Source organism: Bacillus sp. JJ1127, from assembly GCF_036965845.1.
Lineage (GTDB): Bacteria > Bacillota > Bacilli > Bacillales > Bacillaceae_G > Bacillus_A.
This window is the reverse complement of the sequence record NZ_JBALQK010000294.1, coordinates 1-2992: the sequence shown is the minus strand read 5'-3', so window position 1 is coordinate 2992 and position 2992 is coordinate 1. Positions and strand designations below refer to the sequence as shown.

Here is a 2992-nt window from a genome sequence, read left to right as displayed (position 1 = left end):
AAATGGATTTATATAGAAGCTAAAAATTATGTGGATTTTTTATAGCGAAAATACTTAAAAAGCTAGCAGGTTGCTAGCTTTTTAAACTTCAAATAAGTGAAATAATGTTAATTTATCATTTTAACCGAGAAGACCCCTTCTTCTAAACGAAGTGAAGGTGGGGCAGTTCAATAAAACTCCAAAATCCGAACCGTCTTCTGCGTTGCATTTAATTCAATAGTTGCTCCAATTGGCATTGTGACAATAGGATGTGTATGACAGCAATCAAAATCCGCTAAGATTGGGATATTCGTGTCTCCGATTACTTCAAGCAAAATATCATATGGCGTTAAGCCTGTTCCTTGATCGTCAAATTGTTCATGCTTTCCTAGAATTACACCGCCAACTTTTTCGAATATACCGTTTATTTTTAAGAAACTAAAATGCTTTTCAACGATCGCTGCTGTTTTTTTACAGTCTTCAATCATTAAAATATCTCCCTTATGAATAACAGGCATATAAGGACTTCCCCATATACTTAACATTGTCATCAAATTTCCAGCTATTAGTCGCCCTGTTGCTACGCCTTCCTTTACACAAACCCATTCATTCGGATAACTTGCTTTGGGACGATTTTGTGTCTGCCAATTTAATTGTTCATCTGTCCAAAAAGGATATATAGGATATTCATACGGAAGTGCTTCATTTTTTATGAGCATATCTTCAAATGATGAAAATGTATCATTTACATATGGAGGAAATTCTCCTAATGATGAAATTAAGGACGGGCCATAAAATGTTGTCATACCCGTTTTAGCATAAATGCCTAATAAGATTGCGGTAACATCAGAATATCCAACAAAAATTTTTGGATGTTTTTTTATTTCTTCGTAATCTAAATAAGGAAGTAAAGAATTCGAATTGCTTCCTCCAACAGACGACATAATACACTTAATTTCTGGATTCCGAATGAATTGGTTCAACTCTTGAACACGATTTTTTATACTCCCAGATCGATAACCATCATACTTTCCAGTAAGACTTCCATCAACTATAATAAACCCTTTACTTTCCATAAACTGTTTGGAACGTTCGAATCTAGTAGGTGATGTATATGTACCAGGCAATGATGGTGAAAAAACTCCTATTTTATCTCCTTTGTTTAACTGGAACACTTTTTTCACTCCTATATATGTATTACGTGTGATATTTATTTCATATAGTCCAGTAATAGTTTAGACGGTTCAGATATAAATCTCAAATTAAGTCAAAAGATGTAATTCCATCAACCCAAAATGATAAAAAGTAAAAGACAATCGTGAATGAATTGTCTTTTACTTTTTAGTATATTCATAAATAATTTTTATTCTTTAATTTTAAATTGCGAAATTAATCCTTCTAATTCTTCGATTTTCTTCCTTATTTGCATGGATTGATTTGTTATTTCTGTAATGGATGACGCTTGTGTTTGAATGGCTTGTACGGTTTGATTTGTATCTTTCGCTACTTTTGTAGAAGTTTCTGATACTGCTGATAGGGAAGCGTTAATTTCTTCAGTTCCAGCAGACATTTCTTCTGTTGTAGCTGATACTTCTTGGATTTGGCGTGTTATTTTATGAATGTCTTTCATGATTGTTGAAAAGGCTTCGTCTGCTTCATTAGCAGCATCTCTTCCTTGTGTAGCTTCTTCGTGTCCTTTTCTCATGATTTGAACCGTATCTTTTGTATCTTGTTGGATTGCTTTAATTAAATTATTAATTTCATTTGCGGATTGCTTGGATTGTTCAGCTAAATCTCTCACTTCAGCCGCAACAACTGCAAATCCTTTTCCATTTTCTCCTGCACGTGCAGCTTCGATTGCAGCATTTAAAGCAAGCAAGTTTGTTTGTTCCGCAATATTCGTAATCGCGTCTAAAGCTTTATCGATATGTTGTGTACGCGTAATAAGACGTTCTATCACTGTAGAAGTTTCTTCGACAACTGTATGCACATTATTCATTTGCGTAATAGATTGTTTGATTACTTTACTTCCGTTATTTACACGATCTGTTGTAGCAACAGATACTTCAGCAACAGTTGATGCTGATTCGGCTACCGTTTGAACACCATTTGTTAGGTCACTCATTGCTGTTGAGCTTTCCTGAATATTAGTAACTTGTCCTTCTATTTGTTTGTTTACTTCATTAATGGTTAGAACGGCTTCTTGAGATATTTTAGATGCATGTTTTGTATTCTGCAACATATTGTCGGTAGAGGAAGTAACTTCTTCTGTCGTTACTTGGATTTTTTCAATTAATTGTTGTAAATTATCTAACATGTTATTAAAAGAGGTAACAATAGCTCCTAATTCGTCATTTGCTCGATAGGAAGTGCGTATTACTAAATTTCCATCTGCTACTTGTTTTATATCATGCTCTAATAAATCAATCGGACGCTTAATCGCTATTTTAGTGATATATCCAATACATGTAATAATTACAGCCGCAATAACGGAAATAATAATAAACATCAGTATTGTAGTATGTGCAGTGCTCGTATTGTTTTTTTGTAATTGTTCTGCGTGATCACTATTATATTTCACAAGTTCGTGAATAGAATTAATTGCATTTTGCATAGCGGGCTCAGTGTTTTTTAAATAATAAGCATAAGCTTCTTCATTTTTATTGTCTACTGCTAAATTTTGTGCTTCTTGCTGTTGAGTTCTGTATTCTTGAAAGTTTTTGTGGAAATTCTCATATAATTCTCTTTCTTCTTGTGAGTGGATTTTAGACTCGAATTTTTTTAATAACTCATCGTTTTCTTTTTGCATTTGAGCTATATTATTTGTTAATTCTTTAGTTCTTTTTTCATCCGTTGTAATCATAAGTTCCATGAAATTACAATTGCGGTCGTAGAAATTAGATTCTAAAGATTCTATCCAAAAAATTGGAAGTAACCTTTCGTCATACATAGTTGCAGAAGCTTCGCCCGTTTTCTTTAAAGAGATAACTCCTATAATGGATAAGAGAATACA

Annotated in this window: 2 protein-coding genes; both read right to left on the bottom strand. The window is 33.2% G+C overall.

The genetic code is table 11. From position 1 onward, the window contains the following. Positions 1-167: 167 nt before the first annotated feature. On the bottom strand, positions 168-1163 hold the full coding sequence (locus V7183_RS22930; RefSeq protein ID WP_335360952.1) for a S66 family peptidase: 996 nt from the start codon (positions 1161-1163) through the stop codon (positions 168-170). Between the two features lie 179 nt (positions 1164-1342). After that, positions 1343-2992 (bottom strand): methyl-accepting chemotaxis protein (locus V7183_RS22925; protein WP_335360951.1); only part of this gene is annotated, 1650 nt, incomplete at its 5' end.